Source organism: Sandaracinaceae bacterium, from assembly GCA_020633055.1.
GTDB lineage: Bacteria > Myxococcota_A > Polyangia > Polyangiales > Houyiibacteriaceae > JADJJE01.
The window spans coordinates 72,002-95,602 of sequence record JACKEJ010000007.1; the positions used below are offsets into that span (position 1 = coordinate 72,002).

Here is a 23,601-nt window from a genome sequence, read left to right on the forward strand (position 1 = left end):
CCTTCGCGGCGATGCTCACGTCGCCGTCCGCCTCCACCCCTCGCGCTCCACGGGCGCACGCTCCGAGCACGGACGCGTCGTTCGCTCGCGCCACCCAGCGGTCGAGCGCCTTGTTGCTCGTCGCGGCTGTCCTCGCCGTGTCGGGGGGGACCGCCCTCTGCGCGTGCGGCGGTACCACCCCTGGCGCACCGTTCCGTCGCGCCAAGCTCGCTGCCGCGGACGAGTTCGAGTGCGCGCCAGCCGACATCCGTGAGGTGGGCGGGATGGAGTGGACGGGTGGTGCGCGCTACGCGCTGGAGGCCTGTGGCCATCGGTACACGTACGAGTGCGACGAGGCGTCCTGCACGCGCGCGTGCGACTACGTCCCAGTCGCGTCGTCGTTCACCGGCGACGGCCCGCCGGAAGGAGAACACGGGGAGTTCGTCAAGCGGTGGGCCTCGGCCGAGTTCGGTTGTGACGACATCCGGCAGGTGTCCCGCGCCTCGGGCCGCTACACGCTCTCCGTGTGCGGCCAGGAGGTCGTGTACGACTGCGACGAAGACGAGGGCTGCGCGCGGCGCTGCGACTGAGCGTGATCGAGCTGAGTCCATTCGAGCGCGCCGCTTGGGAGAGCGCCCTGCGCCGCGGCGAAGCGTGGCGTGAGCGCGCCGAGGCACGGCGTCTGCGCGGGGTCGTTCACACCCCCCCAGAGCTCGCGCGCGCGATGGCGGAGCGCACGCACGTGGCGCTCACCTCCCTGGGGATGCCGGGCGGGGTCGCCGACCCGCGGGTGCACTTGGTGGACCCCAGCTGCGGCACGGGGACGTTCCTGGCGGCGGCAGCCCACGTCGCCGCGCGCGAAGCGCCAGGTTTCCGGCCGTTCCGTGTGAGCGGCTGGGACGTGGACGACGACGCGTTGCGTGACGCCGCGGCGGCGCTCGGCGGCGCGTTCGACGGCGTACCCATCGCGCTCGCGGCGCAGGACACGCTCGGAAGTCACGTGGAGCCGCCACCCGATGGGTGCGTGGCCATCCTCGGGAACCCACCCTGGGCGGCGCGCTCCGAGAACCGCGGGGATGCCGGCATCGAGGCTCTGCTGGAGGACTTTCGCTGCGACATGCACGGTGAGCGCCTGTCGGAGCGCAAGCTGGGCGTGCTGTCCGACACCTACGTGCGCTTCCTGCGCTGGGCTTGCGAGGCCGTGCGCATGGCCCCGCGCGGTGGTGTGGTGTCGCTGGTCATGAACGGGTCGTTCCTCGACGGACCGGTGCACCGCGGCCTCCGCGCCGCCTTGTGTCGCTGGTTCGACGGGGTGTCCATATGGGACCTGGGGGGCAGCGCGCTCGTGGCGCGCGAGGCGGGCCGTGACGACAACGTCTTCGGTGTGCGCCCGGGGGTCGCGGTGCTCACGGCGTGGACTCACGGGGGGGAGACCCCGCCGCGCGTGCGCGCGCGCGCCTCCACGTGGCGCGTCCGCGGCTCGGTCGAGCAGAAGTGGGCAGCGCTCTCCGACTGGGCGACGGGGGAGGGCTCGTTCTTCACGCCCTGCGCACCCTTGTACCGCCTCTCGGAGAGCGCGGGTCACAGCTGGCCCGCAGGGTACGTCGACCTGCCCGTCCTCATGCCGTTTCATCAGGAGGGGGTCCAGACCAACCGCGACGACGTCGTGGTGGACCGTGATCCCGACCGCCTGCGCGATCGGCTCGAGCGGTTCATCGCAGGGTCCGAAGACGCGGACCTCGGCCCCGCGCTGGCGGAGCGCCAGCACTACGCGCCCGAGAAGGCACGTGCGGCCGTCCGCGCCGCCTGGACTTCCGATCCCGAGCGCTGCGTGCAGCCCATCGCGTACCGCCCGTTCGACCCAGCGTACTTCGTGCCCATCGCGCCGCTGTGCCATCGGCCGCGTACCAGCCTGATCGAGGCCATGCAGCGGAGCGAGCTCGCGCTCGTGACGGTGCGCAAGGACCGCGGTGAGCGGCCGTGGGCGCACGCCATGGCCGTGCGCCACGTGCCCGACAACTGCCTCTTGTCGTCGCGATCCAGCTGTCGCGCGCGCGCGTTTCCGACACACCAGCCGGACGGCACCTCGAACCTCGACCCAGAGGCGCTCGGCGCGTGGGCGGCGGCTCTACCCACCTCGCCGGGTCCACGTCAGGTGGTCGCGTGGGTGTTGCTCTGGCTCATGGCGCCCGCGTATCAGCAGCGCTTCGACGCCCTGTTGAAGGGGGACTATCCGGCCATCCCGGGTCCGCGAGACACCTCCGAATGGGAGGAGGGAACGCGGCTGGGCGAGGACCTGATCGCCCTCTGCCTGCAGGACCGGCACACCAAGCTGCCCGAGCACACGGAGGTCGGCCATCACCGCGAGGTGCGCTCACCGTGGGGCTTCGAGCGCGCACTGTCGGCGGCGAGCGCGTTCGTCGAGCTGCGCTTCCGCGCCGAGGGTGTGTGAGGCGCCGACCCCTCTTCGCGCGTGGCCGATTGACGGACGGCATGGCCTCACATAGCGTATCGTTTCCGTCGTGCTGAGCTCCGAGCGAAAATCGAGTATTTCCGTGCGATTGCGTCGTGCCCCGACGCAATACAAGCCGGTCTCGCGCATCGCCGTGGGGGGCATGGCGGAGGTCTGGCGTGGCACCGCCACGTTCGAGAATGGTGATGAGTACCCCGTCGCCATCAAGCGCGTGCTCCCCCACATCACGGACCCGCTGTTTCGAGCGATGTTCAAGGACGAGGCGCGGCTGGGCATGACCCTGCGGCACGCCAACATCGTGCCGGTCTACGACGCACGCGACATCGGGGGCACCTACCTGATGATCATGGAGCTCGTGGACGGCGACTCTCTCAAGGGTCTGCTGGACCGCGCGTTCGAGGCAGGGCGCCCGATGCCGGAACCGACCGCGCTCTACATCGCCCAACAGCTCGCAGCCGGCCTCGCGTACGCGCACACCGCCGTGGACACACAGGGGCGACCGATGAACATCATCCATCGCGACGTGTCGCCCCACAACCTCCTGCTCGGCAAGAACGGCGTCGTGAAGCTCACGGACTTCGGCCTCGCCGACGCCTCCGACAACAGCGCGCTCGCCGAGGGCATGATCGGGGGCAAGTTCGGTTATCTGGCGCCCGAGATCGTGCGACAAGAGCCGCACGGTCAGCCGGTGGACGTGTTCGCGTTGGGTGTCATCCTGTGGGAGATGCTGGCCGGCCGCCGGCTGTTCCACGGGCGCGACGACGCCGAGACCGTACGCAAAGTGGCCGCCTGTGAGGTGCCTCCGCTGCCGGCCATCAACCCCCGCGTGAGTCAAGCGGTCGACGAGCTCGTACGGCACACGCTCCAGTCGCAGCCGGTCAACCGCATCCCCACCGCCGCGGACTTCGTCGATGAGGCCACCGGGCTCCTCGGCCGCATCGACGGAGAGGTGGGCCCCAAAGACGTGCAGCTGCTGATGGGGCTCCACGCCGTCATGAAGGCGCGCAAGACCGAAGCCCGCTCGGCGGCATCGCTCCAGGAAGAGATGGACGTCGCGCAGATGTTGGCGGGCGAGCTGGACGCCTTCGCGGCGGCTCAGCAGGGCAAGACGGTGGACCTTGGCGCGCAGCCCCTCGACCCCAACGCCTTCGGGGTAGCGTCCCTCTTCAGCGGCAGTGGCGTGGGGCCCATCACCCCAAAGCGCTGAGCGGCAAGGGCAGCGCCGCGGCGCTGATGGGGTGGGGGGCCCGCGCCAGCAGGTCGGCTGCGTAATGCGACAGCGCATCGGCGTCCTCGATGGGGGCGAAGACGATGGTGTCGCGGTGCGGGATGACGGCCACGCCAACGGACGGAAGCAGGGTCTTGGCGAGCGTGATGGCGCTCGGGAGCACGAGCCGCGCGGCGTCGAGGCCATCACCAGACTTGCCCGCGAGCCACGTCCGGGGACCGACCTGCAGCGGCTCGAAGCGCACGCGCGCCGAGCGCCGCTCGAGGTTCTGCAGGGACGCGGTCCGAACGCTCTCCACACCGCCCAGCGCGTCCAGCTCGTCGGCGCGCAGGAACCTCGCGCGGCCTGCGTGTTGTTCGATGAACGCCAGCACCACATCCGCGAACAGGGGCAGGGTCGCCAGACGCACGCCCTCCGGGAGATCACGCGCGAACGCGCGCGACACCGGGCGCGGCAGCACGCGCGTGAGACAATCCTGCACATCCTGGGCGCTCGCAGCATACGCGCTTGGTGCTTCGGTCGAGCGGCGCCGCGGGAGCATGGAGACGATGCGGTCCAGGTCGCGGTCCAGCTGCTCGCGCTGTGCTGCCCCTCGAGGCCAGGCGCTGTTCGCGGCGACGCGGCGCAGGTCGACCTCCGCACCGTTGCTCAGATGGACCGTGAGTTCGAAGCGTGAGCTGACCTCCGAGGCGTCTCCTGCGCGGCGGAGCGCGGCCTCCAGCCCCGCCAAGACACCTGCGATGGGACCGTCGCCACGCGCCTCGGCTTCCGCCAGCGCGAGGCTGTCGGCCAGCGCGTGCAGCGGTTCGTCGGCGTCGAGCGCCGCGTCGATCGCTGCGAACGGGTCGAAGCAACCGTGCGCGCCGAGGAGCACGCGGTGCCGGGTGTCTCGTTGGGCGTGCCCGGGGCCGCCGTGCGCGTCGAGCACCACCAGCCCGAGGTACGCGCCGGCCTGCTCGACGAAGCGGTCGTCCTCATCGAGGTCGTCGCCTTCGACTTGGTGACAGAAGGCGTCGAGCGCACGCCCCAAGGCACGCGCGGCGGCCAAGCCGCGGATGGTGGGCTCGATGGCGTGCGCCGCGCAGAAGGCACGCGCCGCCGCTCCGAGCGGACCCGAGCGATCATCCAGCGCGTCGAGCCACCCCGCCATCACTCAGGACGCTTGCATCAGTCCCACGGTGATCGCCCCGGCCAGCAGGACCGCGATGATGCCCAGGAAGACGAGCGCGCCGCCTCCCGCGTCGGGTTCGCGGTCGTACGGGCTCGCGCTCGCAGCTTCGCCTTCGGTGGGCACGCTCCCGTCGCTCCGACGCTCGATGGCGTTCGGAGCGTCGGCGATCGCGTCCTGCTCCATGGGGGTCTCGCCGTCGCGCGCCCTGCTGGCGGACGCGGAGGCTCTCTGGGGCTTCTGTAGCTTGCCTTTGGCCATCTGCCTCCGGGATAGCACACATTCTTCGCGTGCTCGCACGCGTGCAGCCCGTGCGCTTGCGTTCCGCTCACGCACCAGGATCATGCTGGGCATGGCCAGCAGCTCCTCGCTAGACGACATCCTGACCGTGCTCGAGCGGGTCCCCTTTCTCGGGGGACTCCGGCGTGATGCTGGCGCGCTGCGGCGCGTCCTCTACCTGCGGCGGGTGCCGCGCATCTTGGCCATCGCCCCCCGCGGTGCAGGAAAGACCAGCGCGCTGAACACGCTCCTGGATCGACCTGCGCTGCCTCTGGATGCGGCGCTGAGCCACGGCGCGTGGATAGGCGTTGACGCTGCCGGGGCGAAGGTGGACTGGCTCGAGCTCGATCCCATCGACCCGCAAGCGCCGCGCATGCTGCGTCGCGCGTTCGACGAGAGGGCGGTGGACGTCGTGCTGTTCTTTGCCAGCCCGTCGCAGGTGGAGGGGGGGCTGGGTGACGTGCTGGACGCCACGCGGCGGGCGCTCGCGACGCTCGACGCCCGGGAGCGGCCGCCGTTCTTCGCCGCCCTGGCCCAGGCCGACACGGCCGCCAAGCGCGGGCAGCCCTTCGGCGACGCGCAGCGCATGACCATCGACCTGCTGCGTCAGCGGCTCGCCCGGCAGCTGAGCGAGGCTGGCGTTGCCGCGTCGGATGTGTTCGCGCTCTCGTCCGAGCGGGCGGATGTGGACGAGCCTCCCTACGGTGCACGCGAGCTCAGCGAGGCCGTCGTAGCGGCGATGCCGGACGAGGCGATGATCGAGGCCGCACGCGCGCTCCACTTCGCCCGTGAGGGACGTACACAGGTCGCCCAGCGCGTCGTGCAGGCGAGCGGGACGCTGGCGGTCACGGTGGCGGTCACGCCGGTGCCGCTGTCGGACATGGCGCTCATCGCGCCCCTCCAGGCAATGATGGTGACGGCCGTGGCGTACATCTCCGGGCGTCCGTGGGACCTGCGTACCGCGAGCGAGTGGGTGGCGAGCGTCGGTTTGGTCGGCGGCGCTGGCCTCGGGCTGCGTTGGACGGCGCAGCAGTTGGTCAAGCTGGTGCCTGGCGCCGGGAGCATCGTCTCGGCCAGCATCGCCGGGGCCGGTACCACGGCGCTCGGCAAGAGCGCGATGGCCTACTTCCTGGGGGTGCCAGGCAACGTGCCCGCCCTTCCGCAGACGGCCTAGGGGATTGGCCCGGGTGTGCTGGCGCGGTGGCGGGCGAGCGCGCTAGTAGCACCCTGCCTGGCAGGCACGATACTGCGCCTGGCACGCGGCCCGGCACGAGCGTTCGCGGCCATCGCAGCGCGGCAGGCAACGGTCCCACGCCGCGGCGCACACCGGATCGCACGCCGTGGTCGGGCGCACGGGCGGAGGCGACCGATACCCGGCGCGCACCTCCGGCGAGTCGGGTCGCGGGACGCCAGTCTGGGTTCCATCGGCGGGGGAGGGGCCGTGGCCTGCCTCCGTCGGAGCCGCAGCGGTCGTCTCTGCGTCGCGCTCGGTGACCTGCGCAGCTTCTTCGACGCCGCCATCCAGGGCCTCGAGGTCGTCGCTGCTGGGCTCGGTCGTGGGTATGCTCCCAGGCAGTGGGGGCTCGGCGACCCCCGCCTCGAGCGCGGCCAGACGCGTACGAGCGTGCGCGACGCGGTCCGGGGGTTGACCCGGCGTGTAGTGCTCCAGCCACAGCGCCCAACACTGCTGCCGGAGCTCCATGGAGCTCTCGGGATCCACGTCGGCCGCATAACAACGCTCGTAATACGTGTCGCTCTCGTGAATCATGCGCATGCTGGGCCCGCACGCGAGCGCGAGCCCCGCGGCTGCCATCATGAAGACCCGTGACACCGAGAACAGCGACCGTCGTCCAGCCAAGAGCATGAGCGCGGACCCTAGCACTCGCCCACTGAAACGAGAAGGTCGCGCGCCAGTCGCGGCCGTCGGGCGGTTCGGCGCCAAGGGCTTCGGGACGTTGTGGTTGGCGTGGAGCGACGCTGGTCTGGTGGAGGTCTCGTTCACGCCGTTCGAGTGGTTGGAGACGGTCGGCGTCCCCACAGCGGCCGTGCCTCGGGAGTACGCCGAGCCGCTCAAGGCTTACTTCGGGGGGGACGCCGTGGAGCTGCACGGGCTACCTCGCGACGCGCGGGGAACGGCCTTCCAGCATCAGGTGTGGGAGGCGTTGTGCTCCATCCCGCGAGGTTCCGTCAGGAGCTACGCGGGGGTGGCCAGCGACATCGGCAACCCCCGCGCGATGCGGGCCGTCGGTCTCGCCAACGGTCGCAACCCGCTCCCGGTCGTGGTCCCGTGTCATCGCGTCGTCGCAGCCTCCCATCAGCTCGGGGGCTACACCGGCGGACTCGACCGCAAGCGCGCGCTGCTCGAGCTGGAGGGCGTGCGGATCGAGGGCGACGTCGTGCGCCCTGGGCAGCTCACGCTGTTCGAAGGCTGAGTCGGCTGCGGACTGCCCGGAGACGCCTCCGTTGCCCACATCGGTCGAGCGGCGGCCAGCCGCAGGGGCTCGCGCCGCGTTGCAACTCAGGCAAGTGCCCGCGCGCGCAGCCACGCGCGGAGCTCGGCCAGCGCGAGCGGTGCGAGCGCGACGCATGCGCTGGCCGGCGGGAGCTGCCGATGCAGCGCGGCGCTAAGCGACAGCGCGCCCCAGAGGGCGAGTCCGTAGAGCATGGCCCGGCCACGCTCGTCCGCCCATTGGAGGAGCGCGGCGCTGCTCTCGCGGTGCGCCCGATAGGCGTGCCGGACGCGGGTGGCCCACGCGCCCGCGAGCGCGCCGAAGACGAGGGCCAGAGGGACGCGCAGCGCGACTTCGCGCGACAGCGTCACGAATGCCACCGTGCAGCTCAGCGTCGTCGCAGAGAGCAGGGCGAGTCCCGCGCGGAGCCGCGCTCGGCGAAGGCCCGTGTGTGCCGGGAGCGCCTTCGCCTCGGTCGTCAGGAGGGGCGGCAACGCCTCGATGGCACGCAGCATCTCCGTCGCGCTCGCAAAGCGCCCCTCCGGGTCACGGCACATCGCGCGCTCGACGATGCGGCAGACCGCGTCTGGGACGTGCCCGGCGAGCTTCGACAGGGCGGGAGCGGGTCCCGCGAGCACTGCCCGGAGCACCGCGTCCGCATCTCCGCTGAACGGAGGCCGACCGCCCAGCATGCGGTACAGGACGGCGCCGGTGGAGTACACGTCGCCACGCGCGTCCACGGGGCGTCCGGCCGCCTGTTCGGGGGGCATGTAGGCGGGCGTGCCCACCACGGCTCCTGCCTTGGTGATGCCCGAGGCGTCGGTCAGCTTGGCTACACCGAAGTCCAGCACGCGCACGTGCGGGCTGCCCTTGCCGGGCGAGACGAAGATGTTGGACGGCTTGACGTCCCGATGGATGACGCCCGCGGCGTGGGCCGACTCCAGCCCCCTCAGGACCTGCCTCGTGATGTCCAGTGCGAGCGAGACGGAGAGCGTCTTGCGTCGACCCAGGTGCTGCTGGAGGTCTTCGCCGATCATGCGCTCGGTCACGACCGCGGGGCGCCCGTCCGGGGTTTCGACGAGGTCGAGGACGCGCAGCACGTGGGCTGCGCTCAGCTTCGCGGTGGCGCGCGCCTCGCGCTCGAAGCGCGTCCGCGCAACCGGATGGCTCGCGTAGCGCTTGCGCAGCACCTTCACGACCAAGGGCGTCCCCAGCCGCGTGTGCTCTGCCGAGTAGAGGACACCCATCCCCCCGCGCGCCATCACCTCGCCGAGCGCGTAGGAGCCGGCCAGCACCGCGCCAACCAGCGGATCGTCTGGGGCGTCATGCAGCGGCGTCGCGGTGTTCGAGGCCGGGGACATGGGCTGACTTTCGGAGACGTGTCCAGAGATCGCAAGAAAGCGGACCGTGCTATGGACGCGTAACCGGAAGCGACCCGGGGCGTAGCAGACTGCGCCCACCCACCCGAGCCCGAGCATGCAGCCATGAGCGACCGACCGTACTACTGTGCCCACGACCTCGCGCGCTTCGGCGAGATGGGGGAGAACGTCCCCGAGCTCACGCGCAAGTTCTTCGACTGGTACGGGGCGGTCTTCGCCGACGGGGCGCTCTCGGCGCGCGAGAAGGCCGTCATCGCGCTGGCCGTCGCGCACGCGGTGCAGTGTCCCTACTGCATCGACGCGTACACCAACGGCGCGCTCGAGAAGGGCGCGGACCTGGACCAGCTGACGGAGGCCGTGCACGTGGCCGCGGCCATCCGCGGTGGCGCGTCTCTCGTGCATGGCGTCCAGATGCGCAACATCGCCACCAAAGTCGGGATGTGAGCATGGGCGCCGACGCGACAGCCCTCCGTCTCCCGCTGGCCCCAGGGTCTACACGTGACGGAACCCGTAGCGGGCTCGAACAGCTGGCCCTGCTCGCGCACGCGGCTCCGACCGCGGACTTCGACGGCGTGCTGCGAAGGAGCGGGCTCGCCCCGCTGCGCCCAGTGTCGCTGGACGTGCTGCAGGTGAACGTCGGCAAGCTGTGCAATCAAACCTGCCGCCACTGTCACGTGGACGCGGGGCCCGATCGCGTCGACGAGATGATGGACGAGGCTACCGCGCGGGAATGCCTCGAGGCGCTCGTGCGGACGGGCGCACACACGCTCGACCTGACGGGCGGCGCCCCGGAGCTCAACCCCAACTTCCGGCTCCTCGTGGAAGGGGCGCGGGCGGCGGGGTGCCACGTCATCGATCGGTGCAACCTCACCATCCTCGAGAGCGGGTCCCAGCGCGGGTTGGCAGAGTTCCTCGCCGAGCAGCGCGTGGAGGTGGTCTCCAGCCTGCCCCATTACCGCCGCCTCAACACGGACAGGCAGCGCGGCGACGGTGTCTACGAGAAGAGCATCCGCGCGCTTCAGCGCTTGAACGCCCTGGGCTACGGGCAGCCTGACTCGGGTCTGGTCCTGACGCTGGTCACCAACCCGGTTGGCGCGTTCCTGCCGCCCGGGCAGGCGTCCATCGAGGCCGAGTGGAAGCGCGAGCTGCAGCGTGACCACGGCGTGGTGTTCAACCGCTTGCACACCATCACCAACATGCCGATCGCGCGCTACCTGGGGTGGCTCTCCTTGAGCGAGAACCTCGAGCGGTACCTGGCGCGACTCGTCTCCGCATACAACCCCGCGGCGGCGGCGGGAGTCATGTGTCGGGGCATGCTCTCGGTGGGCTGGGACGGGCGCCTCTACGACTGCGACTTCAATCAGATGCTCCAGCTGACGTGCGCGGGCCCTGGGCTCGGACACATCCGCGAGCTGGGGCGCGAAGCGGCCGTCGCGCGCACCATCGTCACCGATCGTCACTGCTTCGGATGTACCGCCGGGCAGGGGTCCAGCTGCGGTGGGGCCACCGTTACGTCGAGCGGTTGACCGGTCCGCGGGGTGTAGCCATCCTCTGCCCGATGTCTGCTTCCAAGATCCGAGTGTTGGTCGCCAAGCCTGGCCTGGACGGGCACGACCGTGGGGCCAAGGTGGTGGCTCGGGCCCTGCGTGACGCGGGCTTCGAGGTCATCTATACGGGCCTGCACCAGACCCCCGACATGATCGCGGCCGCAGCGGTGCAGGAGGACGTGGACTGCGTCGGGTTGTCGGTCATGAGCGGCGCGCACAACACGCTCTTCCCCGCGGTCATCGAGGCCCTGCGCGCCCGGGACGGTCATGACATCCTCGTGTTCGGGGGCGGGATCATCCCCGAAGACGACATCGTGCGCCTGCGCGACGCGGGCGTGTCGGCCGTGTTCACGCCGGGCGCGCCGCTGTCGGACATCGTCGACTGGCTGCACGCCAACGTGGAGCCGCGCGCGCTGTGAGAGCAGGGCCCCCGGCGAGGGTCCCGCGCGTTGGCCGCGCATCGCGGTCCTGTGTCCGTTCCTCGACACACGGAGCCCCCCGCGGGATACGCGCGCTCGTGCCAGAGGCGGGCGCGGCGCGGGGAGCCCGGGGGGCGCTGCGCGATATGTCGCTGCTGGTCGTGTTCGGCGCCATGCTGGGGGCGTGCGCGCCGGCGGCGTCACGGGACACGCGCGCGGTCGGCGAGGTGAGCCCACGCACGCGGGTGCTCGGGAGCGGGCCCCGCGTGCTGATGGCGCAGGTGCTCCTGCCCCCTGGCGCGCGCTTCACGCTGCCCACCAGCGCCTGCCAAGAAGTGCTGGTGCACGTGCGGCGAGGAGCCATCGAGCTGGACGGCGGCCGTGCCCTCTTGCCTGGAAGGGCGGTGCGCTTCGGGTTGGATGGGGCCGCGGTGAGCAACACCAGCTCGCGCGACGCCGAGCTCTACGTCGTGGTCAGCCGCAGCGTGGCGCGTCGCTTTGGGCCCGACGCCACCTTGGACATGCAGCAGGCGCCGATGGACGCGGCGTGTGGCGAGGCAGCGTCCGCGCCAGCGCTCTCCGATGCTGCGGCAGAGCCGTTCGTCCACGCAGGCGGCCAGCTCCGTGTCAGCATCCTGCTGGACGGAGCGGGGCAGGGCGCCCGCCACGGGTCCCTCACGCGCCTCGAGGCCAGCGCCACGGCGGGGGTGCCGCTGCACGACCACGAAGAGTCCGCGGAGGTCATCTTCATCGAGCAGGGCGAGGGGCGCATGCGCGTCGGCGACCAGCACGTCGCCGTCCGTCCAGGCACCTTCGTGTACATTCCACCACGCACGCAGCACTCGTTCACCCCTTCCGGGAACTCACCGCTCAGCGCCGTGCAGGTCTACGCACCGGCTGGTCCCGAGCAACGCTTCCGCATCCACCACGCAGCGCCTGGCGCGGCCGCTGCACCAGACCCGGGCGAGGGCGAACCCGGGGCCGCGGCGGGCACTGGGAGCTGGGAGCCCAGCGCTGGAGACACCCGTTGAACTTCGAACCCGACGAGCTCCTCACCGCGCTGAAGGACACGGCGCAGCGCGTAGCGCAGGACCACCTGGCGGCTCGCGGCCCCTCGCACGGCGCGAGCGCCGCGTCAGATGCGGGCTTCTCCGCAGCGCAGCGCGCGGGGCTGCTGGAGCTCCTCGACGACGCTGGCGAATCTGCGGCGGGGCCCGGAGAAGACTCGGTCGGGCCCATGGCGCTGGGCGTGGTGCTCGACACGCTCGCGCGCTCCGATACCGGCTTGGCCCTCTACGTGTGGGCACAGAACGTGGCGCGCGCCGCGGCCTCGGGGGCCGACGCGGACCTGGCGGAGCGCATTGGCCAGGGCCTCCGGGTGGGGGTCCCGCTCGACCTCGAGCTCAGCGACGACGGATGGTGGGTGGCGTGCGCGGCCGAGCTCGGCCTGCGTCGAGAGGGCCAGGGGTGGTGTCTTGCGGCTGGCGAGGCCGGGCCACGCACGAGCGTCGGAATCGACGGCGCCGACATCGGGAGGCGCGTGTCGGGACCTTCGTCGACCGCCGTCTCGGCCCCCGACTTGGCGCTGGCGGTCGCGAGCCTGGGCTGCATCGCGGCCGGTGTGGCCGCGCGGGCCGTGCGCGTGGCGGCGACCTACGCGCGCGAGCGGCAGCAGTTCGGCCACCCCATCGGGGATTTCCAGGCCATCCAGTTCATGCTGGCGGACGCCCGCACGGGTGCCGAGGGCGCGCAGCTCATCACGCTCGCGGCCTGCTCGCGCGGGGAGCTTCCGGCCTCGGCGCGGGCCCTCATGGCCGCCGCCAGCGCGGCCCGCGTGGCGGCCGACGTGGCGGTCCAGGTGCACGGCGGTGCGGGCTACACACGGGACTACCCGGCCGAAGCCCTCCTGCGCGACTCCGCGCTGCTGGTCCAGGTAGCGCGTCGCCGCTTCGAAGCGTGCGCGCTGGACCCCGCGAGGACCCTCGGGGTCGTCGACCACGTTTGACACGCCATGGGCGACGGGGCACGATCGCGCCCCGCTGGTCGGGCCTCTGCCCGCCTCATCCCACGTTACGAGCCCAATCCTGAATGTCCGCCGATCCGCCCCTGGCACTGGATCCGAATTTTCGCATCGAGTTGCCCAACTTCGAGGGGCCGCTCGACCTGCTGCTCTACCTCGTGCAGAAGCACGAGCTGGACGTTCTGGACCTCCCCATCGCCTTCGTGACGGAGCGTTACCTGGCCTACATCAACATGATGCAGAGCCTGAACCTGGACATCGCGGCGGAGTACCTCGTGATGGCGGCCACCTTGGCGCACATCAAGAGCAAGATGTTGCTGCCCAAGCCCCCCGAGGACCAGGACGACGACCCCGAGGAGGAGCTGGACCCGCGAGCGGAGCTCATCCGCCGCTTGCTGGAGTACCAGAAGTACAAGCACGTGGCCGAGGAGCTGGGCGCCCGAGGGGTCGCGGGACGCGACGTGTTCAAGCGTGGAGCGCCGGGCGAGTCGGCTTCCGGTGAGCCGCCGCTGGCGTCGCTAAGCCTCTTCAAGCTCATCGACGCGTTCCAGAAAATCGCCCTGCGCGTGCAGGGGGAGGTGTCGCTCGAGGTCGACGCCGAGCGCATCACCATCCAGGAGCGGATGACGCAGGTGGTGGACCTGCTGAGCGCCCAGCGGCGCTGTCGCTTCGAGCAGCTGTTCGAGGGCCTGACCACGCGCTACGACCTGGTGGTCACCTTCTTGGCGCTGCTGGAGATGGCCAAGATGCAGCGGCTGCGCATCTACCAGGCCGAGCCCGAGGCGCCCATTCACCTCGAGTACCGCGAGGCCCCAGCCGACGGCACGCTCCGGGACCCGAACGAGCAAGACACGCCCTGGAAGCCGAGCTCGGATGACGACGGCGGTGGGGAGGGCGCGCTCGAGGCGGGCGACTGGCGCCCTGACGATGGCGCGGACGAGCTGGGCGACGACGAGGACTTCGACTCGCTCGGCCCCCTGGATGACGACGAGCTGTCCGCCCTCGGTGCGGATGAGGCCGACGCGGACGACGAGGACGACGAGGACGACGAGGACGACGAGGACGAAACCGACGAGGATGACGAGGACGACGAGGACGAAACCGACGAGGATGGCGACGACACCTCCGGCGAGGCAGCAGACGCAGCGGGTCGCGACAAAGGGCTCGACGACGACGAGGAACTTGAAGACGAAGGGCTTTCGTTGCATGACGCCGCTGGTGACGGAACCCCGCATGAACACGCGCCGGTCGATGACATCGGGCGCGACGAACCGACCGAGGAGGACCCGTGAGCGAGCCCTTTCCGCCGGATGACGACGAGCAGGGGGCGATCGACGAGCACGCGCAGGAGCCGAGCGGGCCGGCGGACGCCGAGCGTGTCCGCGAGAGCGTGGTGACGGGTCCCAGCGACGCGGCGGAAGCCGTCGCGGGCGACGCGGAGTCCGTGGAGGACGGGGCTGAGCGCGAAGACGCGGCGGAGCCCGGGGACGGCGTCGAGGACGAGGCGGACACCGAGGAGCAGGTCGCGGACGAGCTAGAGCCGGGGGACGAGGTTGTGGACGAGGCCGAGCGCGAGGAGGAGGTCGCGGACGAGGCGGAGCCGGCGGGGGACGACGACGGAGTCGCATCCGACCCAGAGCGGATGCGCGGAGAAGGTGCCGAGCCCGAGGCGGAGCCGGACGACCCGAAGGGACCGGCCGCGACCGACGCGGGGGACGCTCTCGAGGGTGATGACACCGAGCCCCGCGAGCCCGTAGCCGAAGGCGAAGAGGAAGACGAAGGTCCGCTCCCGGGTGGCGACCACGCAGGTGGTCCCGGCCTCGAGCGCGCTGGGTTGCAGGCGCCCCCCGATGGTGCGCGGCTCAAGTCGATCCTCGAGAGCCTCATCTTCGTCGCTGAGAAGCCGCTGACCGAGAAGCAGCTGGCGGCCGCTGCTCGGGCCACGCTGGCGGAGATACGCCCACTGCTGATCGAGCTCACGAACGAGTACGAAGCGCGTGGTATCAGTCTTGATTTGGTCGCGGGCGGGTATCAATTCCGGTCCGCAGCGCGCAACGCAGCGTTCGTGCGGGAGATGGTGGCCGCCAAGCCGGTGCGCCTCTCGCGCCCCCAGATCGAGACCCTCGCCATCGTGGCGTATCGACAGCCGGTCACACGGCCCGAGGTGGATGACATCCGCGGCGTGGACTCCGGCTATGCGCTCAACGCCCTGGGCGAGCGGCAGCTGATCAAGGTGGTGGGACGCAAGGAGGAGCCCGGGCGCCCGCTCCTCTACGGGACCACGGCGTACTTCTTGGAGTTCTTCGGCCTCAACAGCCTGAACGACCTGCCCACGCTGAAGGAGTTCAGCGACCTGACCGAGGACAGCCGCGATATCTTCGAGCGCCGGATGGGCGAGCCCCTCGACCTGGCGAGCGTGGAGGCGCAGGCCAAGGCCGCCGTGGACGAGGCCTCCGACGCAGAGTTCAGCGACGCACCCGACGGCGAGGAGGGCGACGAGTCGGACGCGGCCACTGGCGAGGCGGAGGGCTCGGGACAGCCCGCCGAGCAGACGCCGCGTTCGGACGACGACGACGACGAGTCGGATGACGATGACGACGGCGACGAGTCGGATGACGATGACGACGACGACGAGTCGGATGACGACGACGACGACGAGTCGGATGATGACGATGACGACAAGTCGGATGATGACGACGACGAGTCGGATGACGACGACGACGATGAGTCGGATGACGACGACGACGACGATGAGTCGGATGACGACGACGACGACGATGAGTCGGATGACGACGACGAGTCGGATGACAACGACGACGATGAGTCGGATGACGACGACGACGACGATGAGTCGGATGACGACGACGACGAGTCGGATGACGATGACGACGATGAGTCGGATGACGACGACGACGACGATTGGGACGACGAGGACGACGACGAATGACGTTTCAGGAACTGATCCTCACGCTCGAGAGGTTCTGGGCGGACCGAGGCTGCCTGTTGGTGCAGCCCTACGACTCGGAGGTGGGCGCCGGCACCTTCAACCCCTCCACTTTCCTGCGCGCCATCGGGCCCGAGCCCTGGAACGTGGCCTACGTGGAGCCTTCGCGGCGCCCGACCGACGGTCGCTACGGTGACAACCCGAACCGCCTCCAGCAGTTCCACCAGTATCAGGTCATTCTCAAGCCCGCGCCGCTGAACATCCAGGAGCTCTACCTGGACTCGCTGCGCGCGCTGGGCACGGACCCCCTGCAGCACGACATCCGCTTCATCGAGGACGACTGGGAGTCGCCCACCCTCGGCGCCTGGGGCCTCGGCTGGCAGGTGTGGCTGGACGGCCTCGAGATCAGCCAGTTCACGTACTTCCAGCAGTGCGGTGGCGTGGACTGCACGCCCATCAGCGGCGAGCTCACGTACGGCCTCGAGCGCATCGCCATGTACCTGCAGGACGTGGACAACGTCTATGACCTCGAGTGGAGCCAGGGCGTGCGCTACGGCGACATCTGGAAGCGCGCCGAGTGGGAGTGGAGCACCTACAACTTCGAGCGCGCCGACGTGGAGCTCCACCAGCAGTTCTTCGACGCGTACGAGCAGCAGTGCACGCGGCTGCTCGGGCTGTCCGAGAAGCGCGGGAAGGGCGGCGCGCTGCAGTACGAGCGCGAGCCCCTCGAGCGCCTGGTGCTCCCCGCCTACGACTGCGTCATCAAGTGCAGCCACTACTTCAACGTGCTCGACGCGCGCGGCGCCATCTCCGTCACGGAGCGTCAGCGCTTCATCGGGCGCGTCCGGCACATCGCCCGCGCCACCGCCGAGTCGTGGCTGGCCCAGCGCGAGGCGCTCGGCTTCCCGCTCTTGCGTGAGAACAAGGCCGCCGAGGCGGTCGCCCCCCGAGCCACGCCGTAGGACCGCGAATGTCTACTGAACTGCTTATCGAAGTCGGCCTGGAAGAGCTCCCGGCGTCGTTCCTGGCTCAAGCCCTCTCGTCGCTGCACGCCGGCGCCACCGAGCTGTTCGCTGCCGCGCGCCTCGCGCCTGCCTCCATCGAGGTGCTGGGCAGCCCCCGCCGCCTCGCGTTGCGCGTGCGCGGACTCCCGGAGCGTCAGCCCGACCGCCGCGAGACGGTGCAGGGCCCGCCGTGGGCCGCCGCGTTCGACGACGCGGGCAAGCCCAAGAACGGCGCCCTCGGCTTCGCCAAGAAGCAGGGCGTTGCCGTGGAGGACTTGGTCGCGGTCGAGACCGACAAGGGCAAGTACGTCGCGGCCAACGTGTTCGAGCCTGGTCGCGCCGCGGGTGAGGTGCTCCCCGAGCTGCTGGGCGCGCTCTGCCAGCGGATCACCTTCCCCAAGTCCATGCGCTGGGGCGAGGGTACCTTCGCCTTTGGCCGGCCGGTGCACTGGCTGGTGGGGTTGCACGGCGCCGAGGTCATCCCCTTCGAGTTCGCTGGGCTGGTCGCGGGACGCAGCACGCGCGGCCACCGCTTCCTGGCGCCCGACGTGTTCGAGCTGGCCGACGCAGCCGAGTACGAGTCGCGCCTGGCCGAGGCCCACGTCATCGTGGACATGACGCTCAAGAAGCAGCGCATGCACGACGCGCTCGTGGCCGCGGCCGCGGCCGCGGGGGGCACGCTCTCGCCCGACGACTTCTTGCTGGAAGAGTGCACCTCCCTCGTCGAGGAGCCGTTCGTCGTCCCTGGCACCATCGCCGAGCAGTTCCTCGAGCTGCCCGACGCGGTGATCGTTTCGGTCATGCGGGATCATCAGCGCTACTTCGCGGTGCGTGGCCCCGACGGCGCGCTGCTGCCGACGTACCTCAACGTGGTGAACACCGCGCTCGCACCGGACATCATCGCGAAGGGCAACGACCGCGTGCTGCGCGCTCGCCTCGCCGACGCGCAGTTCTTCGTGCGCGAAGACCGCAAAGCCCCGCTCGCGAGCCACCTCACGCGTCTGGACCAGGTCACGTTCCAGGCGAAGCTCGGGTCGGTCGGCGCGAAGATCCGTCGCATCGAGGCGCTCGCCCGCGCCCTGGCACCCGCGGCGGGCGTGAGCGCCGACCTCGCCGCCCAGGTGGCGCTGCTGTGCAAGATGGACCTCGACACGCTGATCGTGTTCGAGTTCCCCGAGCTGCAGGGCCTGATGGGGCGCCACTACGCGCTGGCCGAGGGGCTCCCCGGCGACGTGGCGGATGCCATCGCGGACCACTACAAGCCCACTGGCGCGTCGGACGCGCCTGCGCCGACGGCCCTCGCGAGCGTCGTGGCCGTGGCCGACCGAGCCGACACGCTCGTGGGCTGCTTCGGCATCGGGCTGGTCCCCTCGGGCTCGGCCGACCCGTTCGCGCTCCGGCGCGCTACGCTGTCGCTGGTGCGCACGGCCGTGGACGGCGCGATCGACGTCGACATCGCCGCGCTGCTCGCCGCCGCGTACGACGGCTTCCCAGAGGGCGTGCTGGGGCCGCGGGCCGAGGTGCTGGCCCAGCTCGACGAGTTCGTGCGTGCTCGCCTGCGCGCCTACTACCGCGAGCGCTTCCCTTCGGACGTGGTCGACGCCTGCGTGGCCGCCTGGCCTGGTGGGTCCCTGCGCGACGTAGCCGCGCGCATTGCCGCCGTGGACGCCTTCCGCGCCCGCCCCGAGTACGAGGCCCTCGCGGTGGCGTTCAAGCGCGCCCACAACATCACGCGCGACACCGCGCGCGGCGATGTCTCGGACGGGCTGCTCGAGGCGGACGCGGAGCGTCAACTGGCAGACGCCTTCGGCGGCGCGCGTGGCCGCATCGCCGAGTCCACCGCTTCGGGCCGCTACGAGGATGCCCTGGCCGTCGTGGCCACGGAGCTGCGTGGCCCCATCGACCGCTTCTTCGACGACGTGTTGGTCATGGACCCCAACGAAGCGATTCGTCAGAACCGCCTCAACCTCTTGGCCGAGATCGCCGACACGATCAGCCGCATCGCGCACTTCCACGCGCTCTCCACGTGATCGCCGCGCGCCCGGAGTTGTCGGCGCGTGCGGGGCGTGCGTATGCTGCGCCCACCGCTGCATGACTCCGCTGGTCCACAGCTTCGACGCGCCCCCAAGCGAGCCCCTCGACACCCTGCGCGCGCGCATCGGCGGCAAGGCGCTGGGGCTCGTCGAGATGACGCGCCTCGGCCTCCCCGTGCCCGCGGGCTTCGCGCTCACCGTGGACGCGGGGCGCGCCCTGCGGGACCCCGAGGCACCATTCCCGGAGGCGCTCCGCGACGCGGTCCGCGAAGGGCTGCGCGGCATCGAAGCCAAGACGGGGCTCACGTTCGCGGACCCCCAGGCGCCCTTGCTGGTGTCGGTGCGCTCCGGCGCGGCCGCGTCTATGCCCGGGATGCTGGACACGGTGCTCAACGTCGGGCTCGACCGCAGCACGCTCGACGGGCTCGCCCAGCGCGGGGGGCGCCGCTTCGCGCTCGACGCCTACCGCCGCCTGCTGCAGATGTTCGGCGACGTAGTGTTGGGGGTACCCCGCGAGTTCTTCGAGCAGCAGCTCAGCCTCGCCAAGGCGCGCCTCGGGAAGCCCGCCATGACCGACGCCGAGCTCGACGAGGAGGCGCTCGACGCACTCGCGCGCGCCTTCGAGGCTGAGCTCACGAAGCAGCGGCCCGACGCGTTTCCGACCCCGCTGCACGCGCAGCTGGAGCTCGCCATCGCGGCGGTCTATCGCTCGTGGGACAACACGCGCGCGCAGCGCTACCGCGCTTCGCAGGACATCTCCGACGACCTCGGCACCGCGTGCGTCATCCAGGCCATGGTGTTCGGCAACCGCGGGCCTGGCAGCGGCGCAGGCGTGCTCTTCACGCGCAACCCGAGCACCGGCGAGCGTATGCTCTACGGCGAGTACCTCGAGAACGCCCAAGGTGAAGACGTGGTCTCCGGGGTGCGCACACCCTCGTCGCTCACCGCCGCCAGCGCCGTGCCCGGGCGCGAGGCGGGCTCCCTCGAGCGCAAGGACCCCGAGGCATTCGCGGCCGTGCAGCGCCTCGCCGAGCAGCTCGAGACGCACTTCCGTGACGTGCAGGACATCGAGTTCACGGTCGAGGAAGGCCGCGTCTACCTGCTGCAGACCCGCAGCGCCAAGCGCACCCCCGAGGCCAGTGTGCGTATCGCGGTGGCCATGGCCGAGGAGGGGCGGGTCACGCGCGACGAGGCGCTGCTGATGGTGGACGCCAACAGCGTGGAGACGCTGCTGCGCACACGCCTCCCGACGCCCGACGAGCTGCTGGCGCAAGGCGTCAAGCCCGTCGCCATCGGCCTCGGTGCCAGCCCGGGGGTCGCCGTGGGACGCATCGTGTTCGATCCCGACAGCGCCGAGCGCATGGCCGCCGAGGGACAGGACGTGCTGCTGGTGCGGCGTGACACCACCGCCGAGGACATCGTCGCGATGAAGGGCGCCCGCGGCATCCTCACGGCTGCGGGAGGGCTCACGTCCCACGCCGCCGTGCTGTCGCGCGCGCTGGGCAAGTGCTGCGTGGCGGGGGCCAGCACGCTGCAGGTGGACTACGCGGCTGGCACCCTCACCGCACGGCCGCGGCGCGGCTCGGACGATCCGCCTCGCGTATTTCAGGTCGGCGACACCCTCACGGTGGACGGAAGCACGGGCCGCGTCTACGAGGGCGCCCTGGACGTGGTCGCCGCCACCGCCATCCCCGAGCTCACTACGCTCCTGGGCTGGGCCGACGAGCGCCGCACCCTAGGGGTGCGCGCCAACGCGGACACCCCACGCGATGCGCGCACGGCCAAGGCCTTCGGCGCCGAGGGCATCGGGCTGTGCCGTACGGAGCACATGTTCTTCGCGGACGAGCGCCTGGCCGCCCTCCGCTGCGTGGTCCTGGCCACCGACGAGCGCGAGCGCGAGCGCTGGGTAGGCCGCATCGAGGCCATGCAGCGGGGCGACTTCGAAGAGATCTTCCACGCCATGGCGGGGCACCCGGTGACGATCCGCCTGCTGGACTGGCCCCTGCACGAGTTCATGCCGCGCGACGACGCGTCTCTGGCGGCCGTGGCCTCCGGGCTGTCGGTGCCGCTTCGCGAGGCGCGCCGCCGCGCAGGCAGCCGCGCCGAGGTGAACCCCATGATCGGGCACCGCGGCGTGCGCGTGGGGCTGACCATCCCCGCCATCTACCGTGCTCAGATCCGTGCCGTGCTCACCGCAGCGGTCGCCGTCTCGCGCGCGGGGAAGGGGGTGGCGCCCGAGCTGCTCATCCCGCTCACGGCCGTGGGCGAAGAGGTCCGCCGCGTGGCCGAGGCCGTGCGCGCCATCGCCGACGAGGTGTTCGAGGAGCAGCAGCTCTCCGTGGCGTTCAAGGTCGGCACGATGATCGAGCTCCCCCGCGCGTGCTTGGTCGCGGGGGAGATGGCCCGTCACGTCCAGTTCTTCTCGTTCGGCACCAACGATCTCACGCAGACTGCCTTCGGCATCTCCCGCGACGACTCGACGCACTTCATCCCGGCCTACGTGGACGAGCTCGGGGTGCTGCCCCAGAACCCCTTCCGCACGCTGGACATGGTCGGCGTCGGGGAGCTCATCCGGCTCGCGATCGAGCGCGGTCGCGCCCAGAACCCGAACCTCGAACTGGGGGTCTGTGGAGCCCAGGGCGGGGACGCGCGGTCGATCCATTTTTTCGTCGAGCAGGGCGTGGATTACGTGTCGTGCACCCAGTCCCGCTTGGTGGTGGCGCGTCTCGGGGCGGCTCAGGCCGCGCTGCGCCTGGCGGCCGTCGCGACCTGAGCGCGCGGCCGCCCTGGCGCTGCCCCCCGCGTTCGCGTCTGCAGCACCCAAGCTCGCGCCCGGCCCCCGGGTAGGAAGGCTACGTCGGCCCGCTGCGTACCGTGGAGGGCCCAGAAGGTGACTTGACGGTTCGTATACGTCCTGAGACGCTAGAGGTCGCTGGCATGGCTCCGATCCAGAAGCTACCTTTCCAAGCAACCTTAACTTGTCGACACCGACTCATATGCTCCCGTGGTAATATTCGCGTGAGCTAGATGGAAACGCCCGAGGAAAACAGCATGACTCAAGAAGCGGATCTTCGCGTCATCGAGGGAGAGACCCAGGGCAACGCCGACCCGCTCGTCGGCACCACCATCGACGGCCGCTACTTGGTCGAGCGTGTGCTCGGCGAGGGCGGCATGGGTCTGGTCTACCTCGGCAAGCACATCGTGCTGGGCAAGCCGCTGGCCGTGAAGGTGTTGCGGCCGGACGTCTCCAAGGATCAGGAGATCATCACGCGCTTCCGCCAGGAGGCGCAGAGCGCGTCCTCGATCGGTAACCAGCACATCATCGACATCTCGGACTTCGGCACGCTGCCCGACGGATCGACCTACTTCGTCATGGAGTTCCTCGACGGCACGGACCTCACGGGCGCCATCGAGCGGGCGGGCAAGATGGCCGCCAACCGCGTGGTGCACGTGGCCAAGCAGCTGGCGACGGCCCTCGGCGCCGCGCACGAGAACGGCATCGTCCACCGCGACCTGAAGCCCGACAACGTCTACCTCATCAAGCGCGGCGGCGACACGGACTTCGTCAAGGTGCTCGACTTCGGTATCGCGAAGGTCGGCGGCAGCAACAGCAAGCTCACCCGCGCCGGTCAGGTGTTCGGCACGCCGCACTACATGTCGCCCGAGCAGTGCTCCGGCAGCGGGGTGGACCACCGCACGGACATCTACGCCATCGGCGTGATGCTCTACGAGATGGTCACGGGCGAGGTGCCGTTCGATGCCGACAACCTGATGGGCATCCTCACCAAGCACTTGTACGAGGACCCCATCCCGCCTTCTCAGAAGAACCCCGAGCTCCCGCGGGAGCTGGAGGCGGTGATCCTGAAGGCCATGTCCAAGCAGCTGGAGACTCGCTACCAGAACATGGGCGAGTTCTACGACGACCTCGTGCGGGTCGGCGAAGGGCTTCCGGCGCTGGCGATGGCGGATGGTACGGGCGCGTACTCCACGCGGCGCACGGCGCCCGGCGTAGGAGGTGTCACCGCGCCACCGACCTCGTCGGGCGGAAGCAAGACGGGCATCATCGTGGCCGTCGTCGGCGCCATCCTCCTCCTCGGGGCGGGGGGCGGAATCTTCATGGCCATGAGCACGCCCGAGCCCGTCGCGCAGGCCCCCGTGGTCACCCCCGAGCCGCCGCCCGTGCCCACCCCGCCGCCCGTGGCCGAAGTCCCCGAGCCGCCCCCTGCGGCGCCCGTGGTCGAAGAGTTCCTGATCGCCATCACGTCGGATCCCGCCGGGGCGGCCGTGTGGCGCGGCAACGAGCTCATCGGCACCACGCCCCTCACGCTGCCCCGCCCGACCGACGAGCGTCTGGACCTGCAGCTGCGCCTCGACGGGTACGACGACAAGGACTTTGCGATCTCGTCCCTCACGCGGGCCGAGAGCATCAACTTCACGCTGGACCGCACGCGCACCACGTCGGGTCGTCGCTCGTCCTCCAGCAGCGGCACCAGCGGGACCAGCGCGTCGGGGGCTTCCGAGCCGCCTCCCGCGATGACCAGCATGCGGCCCTCTGGGTCCGAGGTGCTGGACCCCTGGGCCAACTGAACGTTCAGGGCGCTCCGCTGGTCGGCGGCGCACGGGAGAATCGGGCCTGCGGTAGCGGGCCCTTTTTCTTGGTCGCGGTTGCCCCCCCAAG

At 70.8% G+C, this 23,601-nt stretch carries 20 protein-coding genes; 16 read left to right on the plus strand and 4 right to left on the minus strand.

Annotation, left to right across the window (positions count from 1 at the left end):
- Positions 1–11 precede the first annotated feature (11 nt).
- The 3 genes from H6726_13855 (at position 12) to H6726_13865 (ending at position 3,659) form a co-directional block, all read left to right on the plus strand.
- Positions 12–569 (plus strand): hypothetical protein, encoded by a 558-nt coding sequence (locus tag H6726_13855; protein MCB9658730.1) that lies wholly within the window; start codon positions 12–14, stop codon positions 567–569.
- 2 nt (positions 570–571) lie between these two features.
- Positions 572–2,431 carry a hypothetical protein gene (locus tag H6726_13860; protein MCB9658731.1) on the plus strand — a complete coding sequence of 620 codons (1,860 nt, stop codon included), beginning with the start codon at positions 572–574 and terminating at the stop codon, positions 2,429–2,431.
- A gap of 103 nt (positions 2,432–2,534) precedes the next feature.
- The gene (locus H6726_13865) at positions 2,535–3,659 is read left to right on the plus strand and encodes a serine/threonine protein kinase (protein MCB9658732.1); all 1,125 of its coding nucleotides are present in this window, start codon (positions 2,535–2,537) and stop codon (positions 3,657–3,659) included.
- Here H6726_13865 and H6726_13870 read toward each other — a convergent pair.
- Together H6726_13870 and H6726_13875 are read right to left on the minus strand one after the other, a co-directional pair.
- Positions 3,643–4,830, minus strand: coding sequence for a hypothetical protein (locus tag H6726_13870; GenBank protein MCB9658733.1), 1,188 nt, complete (start codon positions 4,828–4,830; stop codon positions 3,643–3,645). The two genes, H6726_13865 and H6726_13870, sit on opposite strands and share 17 nt — an antisense overlap.
- Before the next feature lie 3 nt (positions 4,831–4,833).
- Positions 4,834–5,109, minus strand: a complete 276-nt coding sequence (locus H6726_13875) for a hypothetical protein (GenBank protein MCB9658734.1) — start codon at positions 5,107–5,109, stop codon at positions 4,834–4,836.
- Positions 5,110–5,200: 91 nt separating this feature from the next.
- Between H6726_13875 and H6726_13880 the strand changes: the two genes are divergently transcribed.
- Positions 5,201–6,301 carry a DUF697 domain-containing protein gene (locus tag H6726_13880; protein MCB9658735.1) on the plus strand — a complete coding sequence of 367 codons (1,101 nt, stop codon included), beginning with the start codon at positions 5,201–5,203 and terminating at the stop codon, positions 6,299–6,301.
- Between the two features lie 42 nt (positions 6,302–6,343).
- Here H6726_13880 and H6726_13885 read toward each other — a convergent pair whose 3' ends face one another.
- Positions 6,344–6,847, minus strand: coding sequence for a hypothetical protein (locus H6726_13885; GenBank protein ID MCB9658736.1), 504 nt, complete (start codon positions 6,845–6,847; stop codon positions 6,344–6,346).
- A 142-nt stretch (positions 6,848–6,989) separates the two neighbouring features.
- Here H6726_13885 and H6726_13890 point away from each other — a divergent pair, with 142 nt between their 5' ends.
- Entirely contained in the window at positions 6,990–7,559 is a 570-nt protein-coding gene (locus tag H6726_13890; GenBank protein ID MCB9658737.1) for a methylated-DNA--[protein]-cysteine S-methyltransferase, read from the plus strand.
- Between the two features lie 86 nt (positions 7,560–7,645).
- Here H6726_13890 and H6726_13895 read toward each other — a convergent pair whose 3' ends face one another.
- Positions 7,646–8,938: a serine/threonine protein kinase gene (locus tag H6726_13895; GenBank protein ID MCB9658738.1), complete on the minus strand. Its 1,293-nt coding sequence runs from the start codon at positions 8,936–8,938 to the stop codon at positions 7,646–7,648.
- Positions 8,939–9,061: 123 nt separating this feature from the next.
- Between H6726_13895 and H6726_13900 the strand changes: the two genes are divergently transcribed.
- The 11 genes from H6726_13900 (at position 9,062) to H6726_13950 (ending at position 23,510) form a co-directional block, all read left to right on the plus strand.
- Positions 9,062–9,400: a carboxymuconolactone decarboxylase family protein gene (locus tag H6726_13900; GenBank protein ID MCB9658739.1), complete on the plus strand. Its 339-nt coding sequence runs from the start codon at positions 9,062–9,064 to the stop codon at positions 9,398–9,400.
- Positions 9,401–9,402: 2 nt separating this feature from the next.
- Positions 9,403–10,482, plus strand: a complete 1,080-nt coding sequence (gene arsS / locus H6726_13905; GenBank protein ID MCB9658740.1) for an arsenosugar biosynthesis radical SAM protein ArsS — start codon at positions 9,403–9,405, stop codon at positions 10,480–10,482.
- Between the two features lie 32 nt (positions 10,483–10,514).
- Positions 10,515–10,922, plus strand: a complete 408-nt coding sequence (locus H6726_13910) for a cobalamin B12-binding domain-containing protein (protein MCB9658741.1) — start codon at positions 10,515–10,517, stop codon at positions 10,920–10,922.
- A gap of 146 nt (positions 10,923–11,068) precedes the next feature.
- Complete coding sequence (locus H6726_13915; GenBank protein ID MCB9658742.1) at positions 11,069–11,953, plus strand: cupin domain-containing protein; 885 nt, start codon at positions 11,069–11,071, stop codon at positions 11,951–11,953.
- Positions 11,950–12,927: a hypothetical protein gene (locus H6726_13920; GenBank protein ID MCB9658743.1), complete on the plus strand. Its 978-nt coding sequence runs from the start codon at positions 11,950–11,952 to the stop codon at positions 12,925–12,927. The genes H6726_13915 and H6726_13920 overlap by 4 nt, the downstream gene beginning before the upstream one ends.
- 83 nt (positions 12,928–13,010) lie before the next feature.
- On the plus strand, positions 13,011–14,234 hold the full coding sequence (locus H6726_13925; protein MCB9658744.1) for a segregation/condensation protein A: 1,224 nt from the start codon (positions 13,011–13,013) through the stop codon (positions 14,232–14,234).
- Complete coding sequence (scpB, locus tag H6726_13930) at positions 14,231–15,889, plus strand: SMC-Scp complex subunit ScpB (protein MCB9658745.1); 1,659 nt, start codon at positions 14,231–14,233, stop codon at positions 15,887–15,889. The genes H6726_13925 and scpB overlap by 4 nt, the downstream gene beginning before the upstream one ends.
- On the plus strand, positions 15,886–16,848 hold the full coding sequence (locus tag H6726_13935; protein MCB9658746.1) for a glycine--tRNA ligase subunit alpha: 963 nt from the start codon (positions 15,886–15,888) through the stop codon (positions 16,846–16,848). Before scpB ends, H6726_13935 begins: the two co-directional genes overlap by 4 nt.
- Before the next feature lie 8 nt (positions 16,849–16,856).
- A complete protein-coding gene (locus tag H6726_13940; GenBank protein ID MCB9658747.1) occupies positions 16,857–18,920 on the plus strand; it encodes a glycine--tRNA ligase subunit beta in 2,064 nt (687 codons plus the stop codon).
- Positions 18,921–18,981: 61 nt separating this feature from the next.
- Complete coding sequence (locus H6726_13945; GenBank protein ID MCB9658748.1) at positions 18,982–21,696, plus strand: pyruvate, phosphate dikinase; 2,715 nt, start codon at positions 18,982–18,984, stop codon at positions 21,694–21,696.
- Between the two features lie 278 nt (positions 21,697–21,974).
- On the plus strand, positions 21,975–23,510 hold the full coding sequence (locus H6726_13950; GenBank protein ID MCB9658749.1) for a serine/threonine protein kinase: 1,536 nt from the start codon (positions 21,975–21,977) through the stop codon (positions 23,508–23,510).
- The last annotated feature ends 91 nt before the right edge of the window (positions 23,511–23,601 follow it).

Coding starts and splice junctions, on each gene's coding strand:
- H6726_13855 (MCB9658730.1), top strand. CDS start 12: ATGCTCACGTCGCCGTCCGCCTCCACCCCTCGCGCTCCACGGGCGCAC.
- H6726_13870 (MCB9658733.1), bottom strand. CDS start 4,830: ATGGCGGGGTGGCTCGACGCGCTGGATGATCGCTCGGGTCCGCTCGGA.
- H6726_13875 (MCB9658734.1), bottom strand. CDS start 5,109: ATGGCCAAAGGCAAGCTACAGAAGCCCCAGAGAGCCTCCGCGTCCGCC.
- H6726_13880 (MCB9658735.1), top strand. CDS start 5,201: ATGGCCAGCAGCTCCTCGCTAGACGACATCCTGACCGTGCTCGAGCGG.
- H6726_13890 (MCB9658737.1), top strand. CDS start 6,990: ATGAGCGCGGACCCTAGCACTCGCCCACTGAAACGAGAAGGTCGCGCG.
- H6726_13895 (MCB9658738.1), bottom strand. CDS start 8,938: ATGTCCCCGGCCTCGAACACCGCGACGCCGCTGCATGACGCCCCAGAC.
- H6726_13900 (MCB9658739.1), top strand. CDS start 9,062: ATGAGCGACCGACCGTACTACTGTGCCCACGACCTCGCGCGCTTCGGC.
- arsS (MCB9658740.1), top strand. CDS start 9,403: ATGGGCGCCGACGCGACAGCCCTCCGTCTCCCGCTGGCCCCAGGGTCT.
- H6726_13910 (MCB9658741.1), top strand. CDS start 10,515: ATGTCTGCTTCCAAGATCCGAGTGTTGGTCGCCAAGCCTGGCCTGGAC.
- H6726_13915 (MCB9658742.1), top strand. CDS start 11,069: ATGTCGCTGCTGGTCGTGTTCGGCGCCATGCTGGGGGCGTGCGCGCCG.
- H6726_13925 (MCB9658744.1), top strand. CDS start 13,011: ATGTCCGCCGATCCGCCCCTGGCACTGGATCCGAATTTTCGCATCGAG.
- H6726_13935 (MCB9658746.1), top strand. CDS start 15,886: ATGACGTTTCAGGAACTGATCCTCACGCTCGAGAGGTTCTGGGCGGAC.
- H6726_13940 (MCB9658747.1), top strand. CDS start 16,857: ATGTCTACTGAACTGCTTATCGAAGTCGGCCTGGAAGAGCTCCCGGCG.
- H6726_13945 (MCB9658748.1), top strand. CDS start 18,982: ATGACTCCGCTGGTCCACAGCTTCGACGCGCCCCCAAGCGAGCCCCTC.
- H6726_13950 (MCB9658749.1), top strand. CDS start 21,975: ATGACTCAAGAAGCGGATCTTCGCGTCATCGAGGGAGAGACCCAGGGC.